This is a genomic window from Pseudomonas sp. S3(2024), from assembly GCF_036861315.1.
Classification (GTDB): Bacteria; Pseudomonadota; Gammaproteobacteria; order Pseudomonadales; family Pseudomonadaceae; genus Aquipseudomonas; species Aquipseudomonas putida_A.
Genome location: NZ_JAZAQQ010000002.1, coordinates 940,676 through 961,494 on the forward strand (window position 1 = coordinate 940,676; position 20,819 = coordinate 961,494).

Here is a 20,819-nt window from a genome sequence, read left to right on the forward strand (position 1 = left end):
CAGGGAACCACCATGCACGTACTGGTTTGCGAAGACGATGAGTTGATCGCCAGTGGCATCGTCGCCGGCCTGACAGCCCAAGGCTTGACGGTCGAGCACGTCAACACCGCCTCGAAAGCGCGGGCGATGCTCAAGGTCGCCGAATTCGACGTGATGGTGCTCGATCTCGGCCTGCCCGACGAAGATGGCCTCAAGTTGCTGCAACAGCTGCGTCAGCAAGGCCTGGAAATTCCGGTGCTGATCCTGACCGCACGCGACTCGGTCACCGACCGCGTGGATGGCTTGCAGGCCGGGGCTGACGATTACCTGCTCAAACCCTTCGATCTGCGTGAATTGTTCGCGCGTCTGCAAACCTTGTTGCGCCGGGTCGCCGGGCGCAGCGTCAACCTGATCGAACACGGCGCACTGACCTACGATCCAAGCAGCCGCGAAACCATGTTGGCCGGGCAACCGGTGGACTTGTCGCGCCGCGAGCAATCGCTGTTGCAGGCGCTGCTGCACAACCGTGGCCGAGTGCTGTCCACCGAGCAGTTGAAGGACAGCGTGTACGGTTTCAATGACGAGTTGGAGAGCAACGCCCTCAACGTGCACATCCATCACCTGCGCAGCAAACTCGGCAAGGGTATCGTCGAAACCGTGCGCGGTCTGGGCTATCGCCTCGGGCCGGCCGATGGTGGAGAACAACAGAAGTGATGAGTCTGCGTCTGCGCCTGAGTCTGACCCTCGGCGCCGCGTTCGCCCTGATCTGGGCGCTGGCTGCGGCCTGGATGCTCAGCGACTTGCGCAATCAAATGATGTTTTCCCTCGACCAGCGGCTGGTGGCCTCGGCGCGCATGGTCGCCGGGCTGCTGGAGCAACTGCCGGCGCTGCCGAGCAAGGGCGAGGGCACCCATTTCAGTGCCGAACAATTGAACATTCCCGGCGGCATGGCCTGTCAGGTCAGTTCGTTGCGCGGGGAAATTCTGGCCCGCAGCCACAGCAGTCCCGAGCAAACCCTGGAAGCGGAAAAAATGGGCTTCCACGATCAGATGATCGATGGCGCGCCGTGGCGCAGTTTCACTCTCGCGCGGGGGGATGTGCGGATCACCACGGCCGATCGGCAGATCGAACGCGAAGCGCTGAACATGTCGATCCTGCTGGCGGCCTCGGTGCCGGTGGGCGTGGCGTTGCTCGGTTGCCTGTGCCTGTTGTGGCTGGGCATCGGTCAGGGCCTGGCGCCGCTCAATCGACTGCGCGAGGCCTTGATGCGGCGTAACGCCGACTCGCTGGAACCTTTGCAATTGCAGTCGTTTCCCAGCGAACTGAAACCGTTGCTCGATACCCAGAATCAGCTGTTCCAGCGCATCGGCAAGACTATCGAGCGCGAGCGTCGCCTGACCGGTGACGCCGCCCACGAACTGCGCAGCCCGCTGACGGCGATCAAGACCCACCTGCAAGTGGCACGCATGACCGAAGGCAGTGCCCGTGATCAGTCGCTGGCAAGGGCCGAAGAGGGCGCCGACCGCATGCACCGCACCCTTGAGCAACTGCTGTTGCTGGCGCGGGTCGAGGGCAGTCTGTCGTTCGATGACGGCGTGCAGTGCAGCGCCGAACAGGTGGCGAAACTGGCGATGCAGGATGCGGCTGGTGGCGAGCGTCAGCGCATCAAGCTGCAATTGCCCAGGCAGCTCTCCAGTGCGCCGGTGCAAATGCCGGCGGTGCTGTCGATTGCCGCGTTGCGCAATCTGCTCGACAACGCCCTGCGCCATACCCCGGCGGATGCTGAGGTGGAGCTGAGCCTGGAAACGGTCGGCCAGCGCGCCCGTTTTGTGGTGCGCGACCACGGTCCCGGAATTGCGGCTGAAGATCTGCAGCACCTGACCCAACGCTTCTGGCGCAACGGTCAGAGCACCGGCTGCGGTCTCGGTCTGGCCATTGTCCAGGCCATCGTCCAGCGCTGCGCCTGCACCCTGCATTTCGACAGCCGCGCGGATGGGCTGCGCGTCGAGCTGACCATGCCGCTGCAACCTGTCTGAATCAGCAAAAATCCCCTGTGGGAGCGGGCTTGCTCGCGAAGGCGACCGGTCAGTCGACAGGTTACTGACTGGCACGCCGCCTTCGCGAGCAAGCCCGCTCCCACATTAGGGGATCCGTGGTGTGGCACATCAAATGTAACGTCTCTGCGTTGGTGATTCGCCAGCCTCGGCGTTAAGGTCGGGGCTGCTCTGACTCAATGGATTGAGGGAACGCGCCATGGAAGCATCGATCTGCATCTGCCCGGCGAAACCTGCCGACGCCGGCATCATCAGTCGCATCATCGAGCGATCGATTCGCGTCGGTTGTGCGCTCGAACACCGCAACGATCCGCAACTGGTCAGCCGCTGGATCGGCCGACAATCTGCCGACGTCATCAGCGCGCACCTTGCCGACGCGCATTGCTACCTGAATATCGCCTTGTTGCAGGACAAACCGGTGGGTGTTGGCATGGTGACCAGTAGCGGCGACATCGGCTTTTGCCATGTGCAGCCGGAATGGTTTCGCCGTGGCGCAGGGCGCGCCCTGATGACCGACCTTGAAGGCTGGCTGCGGATTCGGGGTGTGCCGCAGGCGCGCATCGCCAGCACACGTAGCGGCGCGGCTTTTTATCGGCATCTGGGCTACTGCGATGCAGTGCCACGCGCCAGCGATCAGGGCTTGCACCGCGTTACGCTGCACAAGCTGCTGCCATTGCCTGGCTGACATCTCGATCAAGGGTCTAAATCCTCGCCCCGCTTAAGCGTTTCCAGAACAGGAAAACCTGCATGTGCGCCCCGCGACCGGAACGCGCACCTGTGCGGTGTGCTGTTTTGGTCACTATCCATAGCGTATTGAGGGGTCGAGAGATGTCAGTCGCCACCAGCCTTATCGAAGAGTCGTCGGCCCGGATCAGCTCCGCGACGGCGGAAACCCTGTATCAGTTCAACGAATCACCACTGCTGGCCCGGCAGAGCCAGCAGGAATCCAACGCCCGCAGCTATCCGCGACGCATTCCGCTGGCACTCAAGCGCGCCAAGGGCCTGTACGTCGAAGATGTCGAAGGCCGGACCTTCATCGATTGCCTGGCCGGTGCCGGGACTCTGGCCTTGGGGCACAACCACCCGGTGGTAATCGAGGCGATCCAGCAAGTGCTGGCCGATGAGCTGCCGCTGCACACCCTCGACCTGACCACGCCAGTGAAGGATCAGTTCGTCCAGGACCTGTTCGGTTTGCTGCCGCCAGCACTGGCGCCCGAAGCGAAAATCCAGTTCTGCGGCCCGACCGGTACCGATGCGGTGGAAGCCGCGTTGAAACTGGTGCGTACCGCCACCGGGCGCAGCACGGTGTTGTCGTTCTCCGGCGGTTATCACGGCATGAGCCAGGGCGCATTGAGCCTGATGGGCAGTCTGGGGCCAAAAAAGCCGCTGGGCGCCTTGCTCAGCAACGGTGTGCAATTCATGCCGTTCCCTTATGACTATCGTTGCCCGTTCGGTCTCGGCGGCGCGGCCGGGGTCAAAGCCAACCTGAGTTACCTGGAAAACCTGCTTAATGATCCTGAGGCCGGCGTGCAGTTGCCGGCAGCGGTGATCGTCGAAGCGGTGCAGGGCGAGGGCGGGGTGATCCCGGCCGACATCGAGTGGCTGCGCGGCTTGCGTCGGATCACCGAGAAGGCCGGGGTGGCGCTGATCGTCGACGAGATCCAGAGCGGTTTCGCGCGTACCGGCAAGATGTTTGCCTTCGAACACGCCGACATCGTCCCCGACGTGGTGGTGTTGTCCAAAGCCATCGGCGGCAGCCTGCCGCTGGCGGTGGTGGTCTATCGTGACTGGCTCGACACCTGGCAACCGGGCGCCCATGCCGGCACGTTCCGTGGCAATCAGATGGCGATGGCCGCCGGTTCCGCGGTGATGCGTTATCTGCTTGAGCACAAGGTCTGCGAACACGCCGCCGCCATGGGCGAACGCCTGAGCGAACACCTGCACATCCTGCAACGCGACTTCCCGCAACTGGGCGACATTCGTGGTCGTGGCTTGATGCTCGGCGTCGAACTGGTTGACCCGAACGGCGCGCCGGATGCGCTCGGTCACCCACCCGCGTTCGCGCGTCTGGCACCGCTGGTGCAGCGTGAATGCCTCAAGCGTGGGCTGATTCTTGAGCTGGGCGGCCGGCATGGCGCGGTGGTGCGCTTCCTGCCGCCGCTGGTGATCACCGCCGCCGAAATCGACCGCGTCGCCGAGATCTTCGGCCGGGCCCTGGCCGCCGCCACCGCCGCCGAGTAAATTTTTCGCAGCGCCGAACGTTCTTACTACATACCCGGCTGCACCCCCGGTGCAGCCCACCCTTACAACGATGGAGAACCAGCATGACGTCAGTATTCGACCGCGAGGACATCCTCTTTCAGGTCGTGGTCAACCACGAAGAGCAATACTCGATCTGGCCGGATTACAAAGCCGTGCCGGAGGGCTGGCGCACCGTGGGCAAGAGCGGCCTGAAGAAGGAATGCCTGGCCTATATCGAAGAAGTCTGGACCGACATGCGTCCGTTGAGCCTGCGGCAGAAGATGGAAGGGCAGGCGGCTGCTCAGTAATCTGACAGATAAAACAAACCCGCTGGACTGGTGACAGTCAGCGGGTTTTTTCATTGCTCGCAATGGTGTTGTTCTGGCGGGCCTCTTCGCGAGTAAGCCCGCTCCCACATTGGATCTGCGCTGCACACATCCCCCCTGTGGGAGCGGGCTTGCCCGCGAAGAACGCTAACGCGGTGTAACTGAAGCTACGCCCCGCTCAACCCCTTGAGCAACAAATCCACATTCCCCTCCAGCTCCGCCACCGGGTCCGCTGCATCGGTACTCAACACCAGCAGATGACTCCCCGAGGCGGCAATTGCTGCTTTCACTGCCTCCGACGGCTGACGATGATGCAGCACCAGCGCCACGTCGTTGTCCTTCAGGGTCGCCGTGAGCTTCTTCAGATCTTCGGCTGTCCACTCGGCATCTGCTCGCGCGTCCTGGCCGATCAGCTCCAGATTCAGGCTGCCGATCAGGTAACCGAAGTGATCGCTGAGGCTCAGCACACTGAGGTTGTCGGCCTCGGCCAGGCGCGCTTCGCTGTCGGCGCTGAGCTTGAGCAGGCGCTGTTTCAGCGCCGCCAGATTGGCCTCGATCTTCGGTTTGGCCGACGGCGCCAGACGCACCAGGTCTGCCGCGATCACATCAGCCATCCGTCCCATGTTGTTGCTCGCCAGCCATGGCTGACTGTTCAAGCCATCGACCTTCAGCCCCGGTTGCACGGCGATCCCCGGCAGGGCGCCATCCACCGGGCGCGCCGCGTCGACTTCGACAATGCGAATGTTGCTGCGTCGCGCGATCGGGTACAGCGGATCATCGGCCCACAGCGAGCGCACGCCGATCACCGCGTCGGCATTGCTCGCCAGTTTGCCCAGCGCCGGAGCGCCGCGACCGGTGAAGTATGCGGTCTGACGGCTGCCCGGCAGATTCGCCGGGGCCGCGCGTTCCAGGCTGACGTCGGTGCCTTTGAGCAGCACTTCGCCGAGGCCGTAGGTGATGGGCAACGAGGCCAGTACGCGCAGCGGTTGAGGGTTTTCAGCCGCCAGCAACGGGCTGCCGACCACGCCGCACAGGGCCATGGCCAGGGTCAGTTTTCGCAGTGAGAAGATCATTTATCCAAGGTTCCCTTTCAGACTCGGGACAACCCCGCGCGCAATGGCGGCGAGGGCGAAGGCGATGCCGGCGACCAGGATGATCGCGGCGCCGGACGGGATTGGCAGATCGAAGACGATCGGCGCGAGAATCCCGCACAGCGTGCTGACGGTAGCAATCAGCACCGAGCACCAGAAGAAGCCCTTGAGCGACTGGCTGAGCAAACGCGCGGCCGCCGCCGGAATCACCAGCAACGCGCCGACCAGAATCGCGCCGATGACCTTCACCGCCGCGACGGTGATCAGCGTCACCAGAATCACGAACAGGTAATCCAGAGTCTTCACCGCGACGCCGCGCACCGCCGCCAGTTGCGGGTTGAAACTGGCGAGCATGATCCGGTTGTACAAAGGCAGTGCCAGGGCCATGACCAGCGAACCGACGATGGCCAGCACCAGCAGGTCGTTGCCATTGACGGTGAGCACCGAACCGAACAGCACGTTCTCCAGAATGTGCACGTTGATCTTGCCCGCCAGAATCAACAGCAGGCTCGCGCCAAGCGCCAGCGACACCGAGAGAAACACGCCGATCAGGGTGTCGGGCGCCAGGCCGGTGCGGTTGCGCAGGTAGTTGAGCAGGATGCCGAACAACAGGCAGTAACCGAACAGGCTGCCGTACGGCCCGGTGTAGGGTTCGCCGAGCAGAATGCCGATGGCCACGCCGGTCAGCGCCGCGTGCCCGACCGCTTCGGAGAAAAACGCAAAGCGCTTGACCACCACCAGCGTGCCGAGGCCACCGAGCACCGGACCGATCAACAGGCCGGCGAGCAATGCGTTGACCACAAAGCCGTAGGCCAGCGCTTCCGGCAGGTACCCGGACGACGCCCAGCCCTGAACCATCAAACGAAAGGCTTCGTAACTCATCAGACCGCGCTCCGTGGATGGGTGGAAAACAGACTCAGCAGCCGTTCCGGGGTCAGTGCCTGTTGCGGCGTGGCGTCGAACAGCACTCGGCGGTTGAGACCGGTGACCCGGTCGGCCAGACGCTTGACCGCTTCCAGATCGTGCTCGATCCACAGCACGGTGATGCCAGCGGCGCGCCAGTCGCCGAGCAGGCGTTCGAACACCTGGATCCCGGCTTCGTCGAGGGCCGACATCGGCTCATCCAGCACCAGCAATTGCGGAGCCGGGATCAAGCCTTGAGCGAGCAACACGCGCTGCCGTTCGCCACCGGACAACGCGCCCATGCGCCGCTTGCGTTTGTCCTGCATGCCGACCCGTTCCAGCGCCTCGCCGATGGCCTTGGCGTAGTGCTTGCTCAGGCCGAGAAACGCCGGGCGGCGCTGGCACATGGCTGCCATGAAATCGTCGACGGTCATCGGCAGGCCACGATCGAACTCCAGCGCCTGCGGCACGTAGCCGATGGTGCCGGGTTGGCCGGGCCAGTGCAGGCTCAGTTGACCCTGATGCGGCATTTGCCCGAGCAAGGTCTTGATCAGCGAACTCTTGCCACCGCCGTTGGGGCCGACCAGGGCGTGGACGTGACCGGGCTGAACCTGGAAGGTGACGTTGTCGAGGATCGTAGTGCGCCCGAGGGTCAGAGAGACTCCCGCAAAATCCAGAGTCGGCCCACTTACCCCTTGTGGGAGCGGGCTTGCTCGCGAATGCGGTGGTTCATTCAATAATGATGCTGACTGACCGGACGCCTTCGCGAGCAAGCCCGCTCCCACAGGGGATGGCGGGGTGTCAGAGAGGGTTTCTTTTGCTGTCATGCTCCGGACTCCTGAATCGCCCGCACCACGGTGTCGAGGTTGCCGGTCATTTCCTTTTCGTACTTGTCGGCGCTGTATTCGCCATAGGAAATGTGCGACAGCGGGTACAGCTTCACCCCGGACTCACGCTGGATGGTCTCGACGTAGGTCGAGGGAAAATCCATCTCCGAGAAGATCACCTTCACGTCGAGTTCGCGCAGTTGGTCGATGGTCTTTTTCAACTGGCTCGGGCTCGGTTCGATGCCGTGGGCCGGTTCGACCACGGCCGTCACTTCCAGGCCGAATTCGCGCAGCAGATAGTCGTAGGCCGCATGCACCGTGGCCACACGCAGTTCGGCGTTCGGTGCCTGGGTCAGTTTGGCCAGCGCGTTGGCGCGCATCTGCCGCAGGCGTTTGCCGTAGGCGCGGGCGTTCTGGGTGTAGGTCTTGGCGTTGTCCGGGTCGAGTTTGCCCAGCTCGCGGGCGATGTTGTTGACCTGGGCAATCGAAGCGCTGATCGACAGGAAGGTGTGCGGGTTGACCACTTTGCCGGCGCCGCGCGCAGCGGTACCGGTGGCCGCCAGCAGCGGCACGTTTTCGTTGGCTTCGATGGTCTTGATGTTCGGCGTTTCGCTGGCGGCGATCATGCGGTCGGCGAAGTCGTCATGACCGACCCCGTTGAGCACGATCACATCCAGCCCGCTGATGCGCTTGATGTCTTCGGCGCGTGGCTCGTAGGCGTGCGGGTTGAAGCCGGCGGGAATCAGCGGCACCACCTCGGCCTTGTCGCCGACGATATTCGCCACATAGCTGTAATACGGGTGCAGGGTGATGCCGATGCGCAGGCGTTTGCCCGGATCGGCGCTGGCCAGCGGGCTCAGCAGGCACGCGCACAGGCCAAACAGCAAGGTGCGCAGGAGGGGACGGCGAGTCAGTGAAATAAGCATGGGCAAGCGGTCTTCTCTCGGGTGAAGGCGAAGGTTCAGTGGCGATGCTCGCGGGTCACGCCGGCATCGAACTGCGCGACGATCTGTTTCCAGCCTGCGGCCGAAAGCGCTGCGTCGGTCAGTTCGGTGGGCGTCTGCAGCTCGGCGGCGCGGTTGAGCCAGATGTCCGGCGCGGCAGTGGCGTCGGCGCTCAGTAGCATCACGAATGAACCGGCGACGGCGGGCGCCTGGCTGTGGCCGAAATAGGCCGTGTCCGCCAGCAATTGCCAGGCATGCCCGCCACGGCTGACCGAACTGGCGTCCTGGGCGAACGGGGCGAAGCCTTCTTCAGCCAGAGTCTGTGGCGTCGGCAGGCTTTGCTGCTCTTCACGCAGCAGGCGAATTTCATCGAGGGTCACCCGCAGATCGGCATAGATGCCTTGCTCGGCAGCGCTGAGATCGCGCCGCGCATCGAACTGATGGCTGGCGACCGGTTCCGGTTCATGGGACACCCCGCGCCATGCCACCACTGATCCGGCGACGGCAAGGATCAGTAAACACAACAGCAGAACATTGAGGGTTTCATGCCCGGCGCCGGCCGGGCGGACGACTTGGGTGGTGGGCGTGCTCATGGGGCCTCGATGTCGGCTTGGTCGATTTCCACAACGTGGCCGGGGCCGGCGTCGAACAGCACATAAAACTCGGCCGCCGGTTTCTTGAACGTCACGGTCGAGTCGGCGCCGAGCTTGCCCGGCAGCAGAATGGTTTCGTCGTAACCGATCACATCGAGGGTCACCCCCGGCGCGCCGCTGCCGTCGGAGAAGCCGCCGGTGCATTTGATCTGCTCGGCATCGACGGCTTTGCATTCGCACATCGGGTTATGGGCCAGGGCGCCGGCGCTGAAACCTGCGCACAGCATCAGCAACGCGGCACGCAACCGCAGGCGGGAAGGGCGTTGAACGCGGTTCATGGTTTGGCTCCTTGTTGGTTCAGCCAGGCGAGGGTGGCGGGGGAGGCCTGGCTCAGGGGAATCGAGGCCTGATGCATGCTGCCGTCCCAGCCTTCCATGGTGATCCACAGTTCGGCATCGGCTTTGGTTTTTTCCGCCACCGGCAATTGCGCGCCCATGCGATACGGCGTGCCAAAGAAAATCACCCCGGCGGCGCGCAGGCTGCGCGGTTTGCCGATGCGCAGGTAGGTGGCCTTGACCTGTTCGACACAGGCATCGCAGAGGGCGGCATTGAAGTCCTTCATGTAGCCGGCGGGGCCGCTCAGGCGCGGTGCTTCGTTACGCAGTTCGGCCAGGCGCAGGCTCCACGGGCCGACCTGGATTTCGCCGACCTCATGCTCACCGAGGCCGACGTCACCGCGAAACAGCGCGGCGTCGGCGAAGTACTTGGGCATGAAGCCCAACGGAATCAGCAGCAACAGGGCGTTCAGATGAAAGCGCCATTTGTGCCAGAAGCGGCGCAGGGCGGACGGTTGGGCAGTGCGATTGGACTGGCTCACAGGCTGACCTCCGCCGGTTCCCGGCTGACGCGGGGGCTGCGGGCCTTTTTATTCTCGCGCTTGAGGGCGTTGGCGGTGGCCAGCGCGGTGCGCTTGGTCCAGATCAACAGGCCGCTGAGCACCATCATGCTCAGCAGCAGGCCGAAGAAGAACCAGATCAGTTTGATCCACAGACCGCCGAAATCACCGGTGTGCAGCGGGCGCATCGACTCGGTGACGAACTCCAGCGAGGAACGGTCGGTCAGCAGTCGCGTGGCGGCCATCTCACCGTTGTACGGGTTGAGCGTGGCGGTCTGGAACATCAGCGGATACCAGCCGCGACCGCCAAGGCTCAGGTGGCTGTAGGCATTGCCCGGCAGGCTGACGAAGCTGACTTCCAGCCCGGGGATGTGCTGTTCGGCGATCTGCACCGCGCGATCAAGGCTGATCCGTGGGGGAGGACTGGCGTCGCTCGACATCGGTACGCTTTCCCGGGACATGGCGGGAATGATCGGCTCGCTGCTGATGGACACCTGGTTGTCGGCCAGAATGGCCTGGATCAAAAACCAGGTGCCGGTGATCGAGATCACCGCGATGAACCAGATCGACCAGATGCCGCTCAGTCGGTGGAAGTCGCCCCAGAAGATCCGCGCACCGTGGCGAAAACGCAGGGTGGGTTTGAAGAAACCTTTCCAGAAACGCTTGTACACCACCAGCCCGGTGACCAGCGAAGCGAGCATCGGCAGGCCGAGGAACGACACCAGGTACCAGCCCCAGCTGAAACCATTGGTGAACGGCACCAGCCACCAGCCGTGCAGGGCGCGGGTGAACGCCTTGAAGTTGAAGTCCGGCGCCGGGCCCTGGATCACCCCGGTGTACGGGTTGACGTAGACCGTCTGCGAGCGGCCGTCGGGGTAGCTGACCTCGACGTCGAGGGCGAAGTGCGACTCGTCGGGACGGCTGATGCTTTCCACCAGCGTCTGCGGTTCGGCTTGTTTGATCGCGGCCAGCACCTGATCGTAACTGAGCCGTGGTGCGTCATCCGATGGCTGGCTGGCGCGCATCTGCGGGTTGGCCAGCCAGACGATTTCCTGGCTGACCACCGCCAGCGTGCCGGTGACACAGACGATCAGGACAAAAAACCAGATCGGCAGCGCGAGCCAGCTATGCACCAGGAACCACAGTTTGGAACGGGATTTCTTCGACATGATTGCGCGTCTTGATTTCGATGAAAGGGCACGCGGCTACGGGCTTCGCAGCGCGGGTGTCCGCAAAAGGCGCGGTCGTGGCTGTTGCCTGTGCGAACGGCCTGCATCTCTATAGGACGGATGAGCCGGACAAATCCCGAAAGGTGATATGAAAGCAAATGTTTCGCAATTCCCCCCCTGTGGGAGCGGGCTTGCTCGCGAAAGCGGTAGATCATTCAACATTGAGGTCGACTGACACGACGCCTTCGCGAGCAAGCCCGCTCCCACAGGGGTGTTCGCTGATCAGCCGATCAAACACGATTCATGAATGCCGCTCTCACTGCCTGGCAATTGATGCGGTCAAGGCGCTCCCTATGATGGAAATCACTGGATTCCCCTAGTGAGCCCCTTGATGAACCCCAGAACCCTCTACGACAAACACATCGATTCGCACACCGTGTGCCGCCTCGACGATCAGGGCCATGTGCTGTTGTATATCGATCGCCAGGTGATCAACGAATACACCAGCCCGCAGGCGTTCAGCGGTCTGCGTGCTGCCGGGCGCAAGGTCTGGCGGCCGGGCACGGCGCTGGCGGTGGTCGATCACGTCAACCCGACCACGCCGCAACGGGTGGCGGCAATGCCTGATGCCGGCGGTGCGCGGCAGGTGTCGTATCTGGCGGAGAACTGCCGGGACTTCGGCATCGAACTGCTGGACATTCTCGATAAACGTCAGGGCATCGAGCATGTGATCGCCCCGGAGCAGGGCTTCATTCTGCCGGGCATGGTCATCGCTGCCGGTGACAGCCACACCACCACGTACGGTGCGCTGGGGGCGTTCGGATTTGGCATTGGCACCTCGGAAATCGAGCACTTGCTGGCCTCGCAGACGCTGGTCTACAAACGCCTGAAAAGCCTGCGCGTGACGGTGGATGGCGAGTTGGCGCCGGGGCTGACGTCGAAGGACGTGATCATGGCGCTGATCGGCCGCATCGGTGCATCGGGCGCCACTGGCTATGCGATCGAGTTCTGCGGTTCGACCATTGATGCGCTGAGCGTCGAGGCGCGGATGACCATTTGCAACATGGCGGTAGAAGCCGGTGCACGCGGCGCCTTCATGGCACCGGACGAAAAAGTTTTTGCTTATCTCAAGGGGAAACCCCGAGCGCCGCAAGGCGTACTGTGGGCGCGCGGCGTGGAAAAATGGCGTGAACTGCGCAGCGATCCCGGCGCCGTGTTCGACCGCGAAATCCATCTCGACGCCAGTCTGCTGGAGCCGATGGTCACCTGGGGCACCAGCCCCGATCAGGCGGCTGCGATTGGCGCGCAGGTGCCTGACCCGCAGGCTATCGACGATCCGATTCTGCGACAGGACATGCGCCGCGCCCTTCAATACATGGGCCTGGAGGCGGGGATGGCGCTGCGCGATATCGTCATCAGCCACGCTTTTATCGGCTCCTGCACCAACGCGCGGATCGAGGATCTGCGTGACGCCGCCAGCGTGGTGCGCGGTCGGCGGGTGGCCGGGCATGTGCGGGCGATGATCGTGCCCGGCTCCAGTGAGGTTCGCGCTCAGGCTGAAGCCGAAGGGCTGGCGCAGATCTTCATCGACGCCGGGTTTGAATGGCGTCAGTCCGGCTGCTCGATGTGCCTGGCGATGAACGATGACGTGCTCGCGCCCGGCGACCGTTGCGCCTCCAGCACCAACCGCAATTTCGAAGGCCGGCAGGGCGCCGGGGCGCGCACCCACCTGATGAGCCCGGCGATGGTCGCCGCCGCCGCGATCAGCGGCCACCTCACCGACATCCGCCACTTTGGAGAACGCCCATGAGCCTGCAACCCTTCACGCAAGTCAGCGGCCAGGCCGCGCCGCTGCTTGCGGCCAACGTCGACACCGATGTGATCATGCCCAAGCAGTTTCTCAAGGGCATCGACCGTCAGGGGCTGGATCGTGGGCTGTTTTTCGATCTGCGCTTTCTCGCCGACGGCACGCCCAACCCGGAATTCGTGTTGAACCAGCCAGCCTGGCAGGGCGCGAGTTTTCTGGTGGTCGGGCCGAATTTCGGCTGCGGTTCCAGCCGCGAACACGCGGTGTGGGGGTTGCAGCAAATGGGCATTCGCGCGCTGATCGGCAGCCGTTTTGCCGGGATCTTCTACGACAACTGCCAGCGCAACGGGGTGTTGCTGATTACCCTGGACGAGGCACAGGTGCAGCGCATTGGCCGGTTGGTGAGTCAGCCTGAAACGGCACTGATCCATGTGGATCTTGAGGCGCAGCAGATACGTCTGGCGGACGGTGAAGTCATCGATTTCCAGATTGATGGCTTGCGCAAGACCGCACTGTTGCTGGGGCTGGATGCGATAGGCAGTACCTTGCAGCGGCGTGAGCAGATCGAGGCGTTCGAGCGCGAACATCTGGCCGCCAACCCATGGCTGACCTGACACCCAACTAGCCCTCTGTAGGAGTGAGCCTGCTCGCGATGGCGTCGTGTCAGTCGAAATAATCATTGGCTGAATGACCGCCATCGCGAGCAGGCTCACTCCTACAAAGGTTTGGTGTTGCACCCGCTATAGCGACAAATCCTTGAAATGCCCCTGCAAAAACTCCACACACGCCCGCAGCTTGCCGGAATTGGCCAGCCGCGTCGGGTACACCGCCCAGACATTGGCGCTCTGGCTGTAATCGGCCAGCACCGGCAGCAGTCGGCCCTGTTCCAGCAACGGTTTCACATCCCACAATGAACGCAGCAACACGCCGCGTCCGTCGAGCGCCCATTGCAGGACGATCTCGCCGTTGTTGGAAGACAGCGGCCCACTGACCCGCACGCTTTCCTGCGTGCCGTCGCGATCCAGATGCCAGACGCCGAAAGCGTTGTCGCGCTCCTTGATCACCAGGCAGTCATGTTGTTGCAGATCGTCCAGAGTCTGCGGTGTGCCGCGGCGTTCAAGGTATTCGGGTGCGGCGCACAGCACACGGCGGTTGCTCACCAGTTGCCGGCCGATGTGCTGGCCGGGCAGGTCGTCGCCGACGCGTATTTCCAGATCGAAACCCTCGTTGACGATGTCCACCGCGCGGTCGAACAGGTCCAGGCGAATCTGCAACTGCGGGTGAAGCTCGGCCAGCCGCGAAACCGCAGGCGCCACATGGTTGCGGCCGAAACCGAAGCTGCTGCAGATGTGCAAACGCCCGCGTGGGCTGTCGTGGGCGTCGGTGAGATCGTCATGCAGTTGTTGAAAATCATCGAGGATGCGCAAGGCCCAGCGCTGCACCCGCTCGCCGTCCTCGGTCAGCGACACGCGGCGACTGGTGCGGTGCAGCAGGCGAGTGCCGAGGGTCGATTCGAGAATCTGGATGCGTTTGCTGACGTAGGCCGGGGACAGGCCCAGTTCATCCGCAGCGGCGGCAAAACCGTTCTTGCGGATAACGGTCAGCAGCACGCGCAGGTCTTCGGGCAGGGGCACGGGGTTTTGGTTCTGGGACATGTGGGAACGAGCATTGGCGGCACAAGCCGCCAGCATAGCATCGGCGGTACAGGGCTCGATTCAGCGCAGGAAATCCAGCGCTTCGGCGAGCAACAGTTCCGGTACTTCTTCGGCCAGATAATGCCCGGCCGGCAGCGCCTTGCCACTGACGTTGCTCGCCACATGCTGCCATTCCTTGAGCGGGTCAAAGCAGCGCCCGACTGTGCCTTGCGCACCCCACAGCACCCGCAGCGGCAGGTCAAGATGATGCCCGGCAGCGATGTCGGCCCGGTCATGTTCCAGGTCGATGCTGGCGCTGGCGCGGTAGTCCTCGCAAATGCCTCGGGCGCTGCCGGGACGTTGCAGGCAACGCAGGTATTCGCTGAACGCTGGCTCGGTGAACGGCGCGAGTCCGGCGCTGCGGCTGCCCATCACGCTGCGCAGATAGGCTGCGGGATCGGCCTCGATCAGGGTTTCCGGCAACGGCGCCGGGCGGATCAGGAAGAACCAGTGCCAATAGGCGCGGGCGAACGCTTCGTTGGTCTGCGTGTACATGGCCAGGGTCGGGGCGATGTCCAGCAGCATCATCCGTTGCACCGCAGCGCGGTGGTCGAGGGCCAGGCGATGGCCGACCCGCGCGCCACGGTCGTGGGCCAGAATCGAAAACTGTTCGAAGCCCAGCGCCTGCATCAACTCGAGGTTGTCCCTGGCCATTTCGCGTTTTGAGTAATGGCGGTGTTGTTCATCGGCAACCGGTCGGGCGCTGTCGCCGTAGCCGCGCAGGTCGGCGGCGACCACGGTGAAATGCTCCGCCAACTGCTCGGCAATCTTGTGCCAGATCACGTGGGTCTGCGGGTGTCCGTGCAACAGCAACAGCCCCGGGCCGCTGCCACCGAGGCGATAGGCGATGTCGACGCCGTTGACGTGGCGCTGGTCTTTGACGAATCCGGCAAACATCGGGCTGATCCTTGTTCAGGTGCGGGTGGGATGCATCCTGAAAGTGTTCGGCATTCGGGGCAAGGGTTGAAGCGTGGTGTGGTGGTTCATGAAATGTGATCTATCCGCATTGGCCTCATCGCGAGCAGGCTCACTCCTACAGTTGAAATGCGTTCCAATTGTAGGAGTGAGCCTGCTCGCGATAGGGCCAGCCAAAACCCTGAAAATCTCAACCCTGACTGAACATCTCCATCGCCCGCTGCTTGATCTGCTCTTCCGTCAGATCCTCCTTGCGCGTCGCCAGAAACCACAGGTGACCATAGGGATCCTTCAGTGTCCCGCTGCGATCACCATAAAACTGATCCTTGACCTCCGACACCGCTTTCGCCCCGGCATCCAGCGCCCGTTGAAAGGACTTGTCGACATCGGTGACATACAGATGCAAACCGACCGACACGGCATTGTCCGGATCGCTCAACGGTCCTTGATCGCACGGTGTACCGAGCATGATCGCGCTGTCGCCAATGCGCAGTTCGGCGTGGCCTACGCGCCCGTCGGGCATGTCCAGGCGCATGACCTGGGTCGCGCCAAAGGCTTTCTTGTAGAACTCGATGGCTTCGGCAGCCTTGAGGATGCCGAGGTACGGGGTAATGCTGTGATACCCCTCGGGAATGGGTTTGACGCTCATGACGTTCTCCCTGTTTTTGTTTTGCGAGGTATGGCTCCACTGGATTTGTGGAAGATTCACTATAGAACTGTCTGCGCGGCCAGATTTTTTCCCCGACGAGCAGTCAGCCGAGGAAATGCGCCCCCGGCCCCTGATCACCGAGCACATCGCCCTGATTGCGCAACGGGCAGGCCTCCATCGACAGACACCCGCAACCGATGCAACCGGTGAGTCGGTCGCGCAACAAGGTCAGCTGATTGATCCGCTCGTCCAGTTCGCGGCGCCACTGCTCGGACAGGATTTTCCAGTCCGCTGCGGTTGGTGCGCGGTCGTCGGGGAGTCTCTTCAGCGCCTCGCCAATCTCCGCCAGCGGAATGCCCAGACGCTGCGCGACCTTGATCAACGCCACCCGGCGCAAGACTGCCCGTGGATAACGGCGCTGATTGCCGGCATTGCGCTGGCTGCTGATCAGGCCTTTGGCTTCATAAAAGTGCAGGGCAGTCACCGCCACACCGCTGCGCGCGGCGACTTCGCCGACGGTGAGCTGTTTATGCAGGTTTTCCTGGGTGATCATTTTGCAAAAGGACTCTTGACCTTGACTTAACTAGAGGTTTTACCCTGCAGGCCTTCGAGTCGCAAGACTCGGCTTACGATGAGTGGGGACTTCTCATGCAAACCTCAGCGAAAAATCGCAGTTTTACCCAATTGATCGAATTCGAGATCGAACCGCGCCAGCAACCGGCATTGGTCAGTGCGCTGGCGCAGCAGAGCGAACATCTGGCGCAGCGCTACGCAGGCTTTGTCAGCGCCAGCGTCCAGGTCAGCGACGACGGTCGTCGGGTGCTGAGCTTGCTGCAGTGGCAGAGCCGCGAGGCCGGGGAGGCGGCGTTCTGTCGCTATGAAAGCGGCGAGCAGGATTTCTGGCAGCTGATCCGCGCCCATCAGGCGAAGACCGTGACCTTCAATTCATTTCAGGTGTTGAGCAGCATCGCCCGCAGTCATGACGATGCGCTGCACTGCAATCTGGTCGGCTAGATCGACAACTGGATCAGGCGTTCACCGTGCAGGTTCTCCGTGAGTCGCCGCTTGTTCACCGCCAGTTCGCCGATCTTGATCAGCCGCGTGCGGGTGACATTGCGGCTCAGACCGAGCAGCGCGGCGGTGTGCACCTGGTTGTAATGGCAGAAGCGATAGGCGGCGCGCAGCAGGGCGTCTTCGACCTTTTCGTGGAGGGCGCCGGCCTGTTGTTCGAAGAGCTTCTGAAAGGCTCGCTCCAGCAGCGCTTCCGGTGAGTCGTCGGCGTTCGACTGCTGATCGTCCGGGCGCTCGATGCGCAGGTTAGACAGGCGCAAATCGTCGCGTTCGATCACGCCGTTGCGGCAGATCAACAGGGTGTGATGGATGACGTTTTCCAGTTCGCGGATGTTCCCCGGCCAACTGTAGCTGCGCAGTTTCTGTTCGGCACCGGAGCTGATGCTGACCCGTCCGTAACCCAGGCGCTGGCTGTAGGCCTCGATGAAATGTCGGGTCAGCGGCAGGATATCGCCGGGTCGTTCGCGCAGCGGGCTGAGCTCAAGATTGACCACGTTCAACCGGTAGAACAGGTCTTCGCGGAAGTTTCCGGCATTGATCGCTTTCTCCAGTTGCACGTTGGTCGCGGCCAGCACGCGCACATCGATCGGAATGCTCTTGCGCGAGCCGAGGCGCACCACTTCGCGCTCCTGCAACACCCGCAGCAACTTGACCTGAATCGCCATCGGCAAATCGCCGATTTCGTCGAGGAACAAGGTGCCGCCATCCGCCTCTTCGAACCACCCGGCCTTGGCGCTGAGGGCGCCAGTGAAGGCGCCTTTTTCATGGCCGAACAGCTCGGCCTCCACCAGCGATTCGGAAAACGCGCCGCAGTTGACCGCGACAAACGGCCGATGCCGGCGATTGCTCAGGTTGTGGATGTGCCGCGCCACCAGCTCCTTGCCGGTGCCGGTCTCGCCGGTGATCAGTACGCTGGCTTCGCTCGGCGCGACCTGTTGCAGATGCGCCAGCAGGGCCTGGGATGTCGGGTCTTCGAAGACCTGCGCGGTGGCGCGGATCGATGTCGCCAGCGCGGGTGAGGGCGGAAGGGTCAGCAGTTGCATGGGGCTCGCTCCATTAAAGGCAAGATCAGGAATAGAACGTCGGCACCGGCAGCGCCTGGTTCAGCGCCCAGTCGCCCAGCTCGTGGAGTTTGTAATCGAGGGGGTCGTGCAGGGTCTGCGTGCGCAGGTTGCGCCAGTGTCGATCGAGACGCAGCGAAGCGTGGGTCGAGCGCGCGCCAGTGACTTCGAACAAACGGCTGCAAATATCCAGCCCCTGACGACTGGCGGCGACCTTGGCGGTGGCAATCGCCGTGGCCAGATGTCCACGCTCTTCTGCCGTCAGGTTCGGGCCTTGGGCCCAGGCCTCGTCGAGCAGCGCGGCGGCCCGTTCGACCAGCAGGCGGATGCCTTCCAGCGCCACCCAGAACTCGCCGTAATGCGCGAGTACGTACGGGTCTTCACGCACATTGCGGGCGGCGGATTTGTGCCAGAGCCGGGTTTCGCTCAGGGTGTATTGCCGCGCTTCCTCAAAGGCACCTTCGGCGATGCCGAGAAACATGTGGGTGAAGGTCAGTTGCGCGATCAGCGGACGCAGGCAGGCGAACGGTGTGCTCAACGGACCGGGATCGAGCAGTAGCTCGGATTCTTCGACCCGCACCCGTTCGAACGTGGCGCTGCCACTGTCGGTCTGGCGCTGGCCGATGTTGTCCCAGTCGTCGTGCAGGGTGATGCCGCTGCGACCGCTGGGGATCGCCGCGATCAGCAACTTGCCGCCGGCACTTTCGTCGACGGCCGAGGCGATCAGCATCTGCGAATCGCTGGCGCCGGAGCAGAAGCTTTTCTTCCCGGAAAACTCGCGCCAACCGCCGAGGTCCTTGACCACGGTGCGGGTGTCGAGCGGGTTGAGTGCGTTGCCCCAGAACCAGTTCTGCCGCGCGGTCTGTTCGAACCACGGCTCCCATTGTTCGGGACGCGAGAACAGGCGCACGGTGGCGAGCATCAGGTGATGAAAACCGAAAACGTGGGCGATGGAACTGTCGACCTTGGCGAACTCGCGCACGACTTGCAGGGTTTCGCTCCATGTCGCGCCGAGGCCGCCGTAGCGGGTGGGAATGCTCAGGGCCAGGAGGCCGCTGTCGCGCAGGGCATCGCGTTCGGCCTTCGGCGTACCGCCGCGCTCGTCACGCTCGACGGCGGTGACGGCGAATTCGGCGGCCAGTTGGCGCGCGGTCTGCAGCGGGGAGAGCAGGGTGCTTTGTGGTTTGGCGGTCACGCGGTGTTCCTCATCAAATCGACGCGATTCTCTGTAGGAGTGAGCCTGCTCGCGATGTGGTCAGCACAGTCGACATCACCGTCGCAGACACACCGCTTTCGCGAGCAGGCTCACTCCTACAGGGGGCGTTTTAGGCCTTGGCTTGGGTGGGCAACACATCGTTGGCAATCATTTCGCCAAACGGCCCGGTCAGGTTAGTCATGCCGCGTCCGGCCAGGCTTGCATACGGCTCGGGCAGCAGCGGGAACACCAGTTCGGCAAAGCGGTAAGCCTCTTCCAGNTCGTTGGCAATCATTTCGCCAAACGGCCCGGTCAGGTTAGTCATGCCGCGTCCGGCCAGGCTTGCATACGGCTCGGGCAGCAGCGGGAACACCAGTTCGGCAAAGCGGTAAGCCTCTTCCAGGTGCGGATAACCGGAAAAGATGAAGCTCTCGATACCGAGGTCGGCGTACTCCTTGATCCGCGCGGCCACTTGCTGCGGATCGCCCACCAGCGCGGTACCGGCGCCGCCGCGTACCAGACCGACGCCGGCCCACAGGTTGGGGGCGATTTCCAGGTTGTCGCGACGCCCGTCATGCAACGCTGCCATGCGCCGCTGGCCTTCGGAGTCGAAGCGCGAGAAGGATTTCTGCGCGGCTTCGATGGTCTCGTCGCTGATGTGCTCGATCAGTTTGTCCGCAGCCTTCCACGCCTCTTCGGCGGTCTCGCGAACGATGACGTGCAGGCGAATGCCGAACTTCACCTTGCGTCCATGGCGAGCGGCACGTTCACGTACATCGGCGAGTTTTTCGGCAACGGCGGCGGGCGGTTCGCCCCAGGTCAGGTACACGTCGACTTGCTCGGCAGCGAGGTCATGCGCCGCGTCGGACGAGCCGCCGAAATACAACGGCGGATACGGTTTCTGCACCGGCGGATACAAGGCTTTGGCGTTCTGCACTTTCAGGTGCTTGCCCTCGAAATCCACCGATTCGCCTTGCAACACCCGGCGCCAGATCCTGAGGAATTCGTCGGTGACTTCGTAGCGTTCGCTGTGGCTCAGGAAGCTGCCGTCGCCACGGTTTTCGTCGGGGTCGCCGCCGGTCACCACGTTGATCAGCAGACGACCGTTGGACAGTCGATCGAGCGTCGCCGCCATGCGCGCCGAAACGGTGGGCGAAATGATCCCCGGGCGGATCGCTACCAGATAACGCAGGCGTTCGGTCAACGGCACCAGCGCCGAGGCGATCACCCACGAGTCTTCGCAGGAGCGACCGGTGGGAATCAGCACGCCGTGATAGCCGAGGCTGTCGGCGGCTTGCGCCACTTGTTTCAGATAATTCAGGGTGACCGGGCGCGCGCCTTGGGTGGTGCCTAGGTAATGGCCGTCGCCGTGGGTCGGCAGGAACCAGAAAACATCCATGAACAG

23 protein-coding genes are annotated in these 20,819 nt (G+C 63.2%); 8 read left to right on the forward strand and 15 right to left on the reverse strand.

Annotated features, from left to right (window positions below; genetic code table 11):
- Positions 1–12 precede the first annotated feature (12 nt).
- The 5 genes from VLA07_RS09025 (at position 13) to VLA07_RS09045 (ending at position 4,582) form a co-directional block, all read left to right on the forward strand.
- Positions 13–693 carry a response regulator gene (locus VLA07_RS09025; protein ID WP_096794987.1) on the forward strand — a complete coding sequence of 227 codons (681 nt, stop codon included), beginning with the start codon at positions 13–15 and terminating at the stop codon, positions 691–693.
- Complete coding sequence (locus VLA07_RS09030; RefSeq protein WP_333989056.1) at positions 693–2,015, forward strand: ATP-binding protein; 1,323 nt, start codon at positions 693–695, stop codon at positions 2,013–2,015. The genes VLA07_RS09025 and VLA07_RS09030 overlap by 1 nt, the downstream gene beginning before the upstream one ends.
- A 217-nt stretch (positions 2,016–2,232) precedes the next feature.
- Complete coding sequence (locus VLA07_RS09035) at positions 2,233–2,718, forward strand: GNAT family N-acetyltransferase (RefSeq protein WP_333989057.1); 486 nt, start codon at positions 2,233–2,235, stop codon at positions 2,716–2,718.
- 143 nt (positions 2,719–2,861) lie between these two features.
- A complete protein-coding gene (locus VLA07_RS09040; RefSeq protein WP_333989058.1) occupies positions 2,862–4,274 on the forward strand; it encodes an aspartate aminotransferase family protein in 1,413 nt (470 codons plus the stop codon).
- An 83-nt stretch (positions 4,275–4,357) separates the two neighbouring features.
- On the forward strand, positions 4,358–4,582 hold the full coding sequence (locus VLA07_RS09045; protein WP_003226665.1) for an MbtH family protein: 225 nt from the start codon (positions 4,358–4,360) through the stop codon (positions 4,580–4,582).
- Positions 4,583–4,767: 185 nt separating this feature from the next.
- Here VLA07_RS09045 and VLA07_RS09050 read toward each other — a convergent pair whose 3' ends face one another.
- The 8 genes from VLA07_RS09050 to VLA07_RS09085 are packed head-to-tail and all read right to left on the reverse strand — an operon-like array spanning position 4,768 to position 11,022.
- Entirely contained in the window at positions 4,768–5,673 is a 906-nt protein-coding gene (locus VLA07_RS09050; RefSeq protein ID WP_247268239.1) for a metal ABC transporter substrate-binding protein, read from the reverse strand.
- Positions 5,674–6,573 (reverse strand): metal ABC transporter permease, encoded by a 900-nt coding sequence (locus VLA07_RS09055; RefSeq protein ID WP_003226663.1) that lies wholly within the window; start codon positions 6,571–6,573, stop codon positions 5,674–5,676.
- Positions 6,573–7,421, reverse strand: a complete 849-nt coding sequence (locus tag VLA07_RS09060; RefSeq protein WP_098964851.1) for a metal ABC transporter ATP-binding protein — start codon at positions 7,419–7,421, stop codon at positions 6,573–6,575. Before VLA07_RS09060 ends, VLA07_RS09055 begins: the two co-directional genes overlap by 1 nt.
- Positions 7,418–8,347, reverse strand: a complete 930-nt coding sequence (locus tag VLA07_RS09065; RefSeq protein WP_247268242.1) for a metal ABC transporter substrate-binding protein — start codon at positions 8,345–8,347, stop codon at positions 7,418–7,420. The genes VLA07_RS09060 and VLA07_RS09065 overlap by 4 nt, the downstream gene beginning before the upstream one ends.
- Before the next feature lie 35 nt (positions 8,348–8,382).
- Complete coding sequence (locus tag VLA07_RS09070; protein WP_285373372.1) at positions 8,383–8,958, reverse strand: DUF6162 family protein; 576 nt, start codon at positions 8,956–8,958, stop codon at positions 8,383–8,385.
- Complete coding sequence (locus VLA07_RS09075) at positions 8,955–9,296, reverse strand: hypothetical protein (protein ID WP_007965473.1); 342 nt, start codon at positions 9,294–9,296, stop codon at positions 8,955–8,957. Before VLA07_RS09075 ends, VLA07_RS09070 begins: the two co-directional genes overlap by 4 nt.
- Positions 9,293–9,835, reverse strand: coding sequence for a thiamine pyrophosphate-binding protein (locus VLA07_RS09080; protein WP_095137357.1), 543 nt, complete (start codon positions 9,833–9,835; stop codon positions 9,293–9,295). Before VLA07_RS09080 ends, VLA07_RS09075 begins: the two co-directional genes overlap by 4 nt.
- Positions 9,832–11,022, reverse strand: coding sequence for a PepSY-associated TM helix domain-containing protein (locus VLA07_RS09085; RefSeq protein ID WP_027613387.1), 1,191 nt, complete (start codon positions 11,020–11,022; stop codon positions 9,832–9,834). Before VLA07_RS09085 ends, VLA07_RS09080 begins: the two co-directional genes overlap by 4 nt.
- 391 nt (positions 11,023–11,413) lie before the next feature.
- Between VLA07_RS09085 and leuC the strand changes: the two genes are divergently transcribed.
- Together leuC and leuD are read left to right on the forward strand one after the other, a co-directional pair.
- The gene (gene leuC / locus VLA07_RS09095) at positions 11,414–12,832 is read left to right on the forward strand and encodes a 3-isopropylmalate dehydratase large subunit (RefSeq protein WP_333989059.1); all 1,419 of its coding nucleotides are present in this window, start codon (positions 11,414–11,416) and stop codon (positions 12,830–12,832) included.
- Positions 12,829–13,443: a 3-isopropylmalate dehydratase small subunit gene (gene leuD, locus VLA07_RS09100; protein WP_247268247.1), complete on the forward strand. Its 615-nt coding sequence runs from the start codon at positions 12,829–12,831 to the stop codon at positions 13,441–13,443. The genes leuC and leuD overlap by 4 nt, the downstream gene beginning before the upstream one ends.
- Positions 13,444–13,569: 126 nt before the next feature.
- On the opposite strand, the gene VLA07_RS09105 is transcribed toward leuD, so the two are convergent.
- The 4 genes from VLA07_RS09105 to soxR form a co-directional block, all read right to left on the reverse strand.
- On the reverse strand, positions 13,570–14,520 hold the full coding sequence (locus VLA07_RS09105; RefSeq protein ID WP_333989060.1) for a LysR substrate-binding domain-containing protein: 951 nt from the start codon (positions 14,518–14,520) through the stop codon (positions 13,570–13,572).
- Between the two features lie 24 nt (positions 14,521–14,544).
- The gene (locus tag VLA07_RS09110; RefSeq protein WP_333989061.1) at positions 14,545–15,420 is read right to left on the reverse strand and encodes an alpha/beta fold hydrolase; all 876 of its coding nucleotides are present in this window, start codon (positions 15,418–15,420) and stop codon (positions 14,545–14,547) included.
- Positions 15,421–15,628: 208 nt separating this feature from the next.
- Positions 15,629–16,087 carry a VOC family protein gene (locus tag VLA07_RS09115; protein WP_225135776.1) on the reverse strand — a complete coding sequence of 153 codons (459 nt, stop codon included), beginning with the start codon at positions 16,085–16,087 and terminating at the stop codon, positions 15,629–15,631.
- Positions 16,088–16,190: 103 nt separating this feature from the next.
- Positions 16,191–16,640, reverse strand: coding sequence for a redox-sensitive transcriptional activator SoxR (gene soxR / locus VLA07_RS09120; protein WP_333989062.1), 450 nt, complete (start codon positions 16,638–16,640; stop codon positions 16,191–16,193).
- A gap of 95 nt (positions 16,641–16,735) precedes the next feature.
- Here soxR and VLA07_RS09125 point away from each other — a divergent pair, with 95 nt between their 5' ends.
- Positions 16,736–17,101, forward strand: coding sequence for an antibiotic biosynthesis monooxygenase (locus VLA07_RS09125; protein ID WP_247840626.1), 366 nt, complete (start codon positions 16,736–16,738; stop codon positions 17,099–17,101).
- Here the strand turns inward: VLA07_RS09125 and VLA07_RS09130 are convergent.
- The 3 genes from VLA07_RS09130 to ssuD form a co-directional block, all read right to left on the reverse strand.
- The gene (locus tag VLA07_RS09130) at positions 17,098–18,201 is read right to left on the reverse strand and encodes a sigma-54 interaction domain-containing protein (protein ID WP_333989063.1); all 1,104 of its coding nucleotides are present in this window, start codon (positions 18,199–18,201) and stop codon (positions 17,098–17,100) included. The two genes, VLA07_RS09125 and VLA07_RS09130, sit on opposite strands and share 4 nt — an antisense overlap.
- 25 nt (positions 18,202–18,226) lie before the next feature.
- Positions 18,227–19,414, reverse strand: coding sequence for an acyl-CoA dehydrogenase family protein (locus VLA07_RS09135; RefSeq protein WP_333989064.1), 1,188 nt, complete (start codon positions 19,412–19,414; stop codon positions 18,227–18,229).
- A gap of 130 nt (positions 19,415–19,544) precedes the next feature.
- Positions 19,545–20,813, reverse strand: a complete 1,269-nt coding sequence (ssuD, locus tag VLA07_RS09140) for an FMNH2-dependent alkanesulfonate monooxygenase (RefSeq protein WP_333989065.1) — start codon at positions 20,811–20,813, stop codon at positions 19,545–19,547.
- Between the last annotated feature and the right edge of the window lie 6 nt (positions 20,814–20,819).